The 349-nt window shown below is 27.1% G+C and carries 2 protein-coding genes (both only partly in view); both read right to left on the reverse strand.

Annotated elements, in window-relative coordinates; genetic code table 11:
• Positions 1–173, reverse strand: the 5' portion of a protein-coding gene (locus LUA84_RS05065) for a class I tRNA ligase family protein (protein WP_457913279.1). The gene continues 88 nt to the left of window position 1, outside the view; the window shows 173 of its 261 coding nt (coding positions 1–173); it begins with the start codon at positions 171–173; its stop codon lies off the left edge, out of view.
• Positions 97–349, reverse strand: partial view of a class I tRNA ligase family protein gene (locus LUA84_RS01280; RefSeq protein ID WP_457913328.1) — the 3' portion only. 209 nt of this gene lie beyond the right edge of the window; 253 of the gene's 462 nt are visible here — the last part of the coding sequence; the start codon falls outside the window, past its right edge; it ends in the stop codon at positions 97–99. The genes LUA84_RS05065 and LUA84_RS01280 overlap by 77 nt, the downstream gene beginning before the upstream one ends.

Consider the following 349-nt stretch of genomic DNA (forward strand, 5'->3'; position numbering starts at 1 on the left):
AGAAATTTATTCCACTCAGGATCATATGGTAATTCAACCTCTTTTTCTACTATATAACCATTTATATATGCTTTAATAAACAATTCTTGTACTATTTTATAATGTAGAGGATGAGTATGACGNTTGACTAAATTGATCAAATGATAGATTAAACCATTTATATACTTCTTCATGTATATTATGAAAAAAATTAACAATTTCTTCTGGTTTTTTATTTCTTTTAATTGCTTCTACTTCTGTAGCAGNNNCAGGATCATCTGTTCCGCATAAATAAAATACAATATTACCTTTTAATNNATTGTATCTTGCAAATATATCTGAGGGTAAAAGACTTCCAGCAATGTGTCCT

The sequence above is a fragment of the Candidatus Nanopusillus massiliensis genome, from assembly GCF_920984865.1.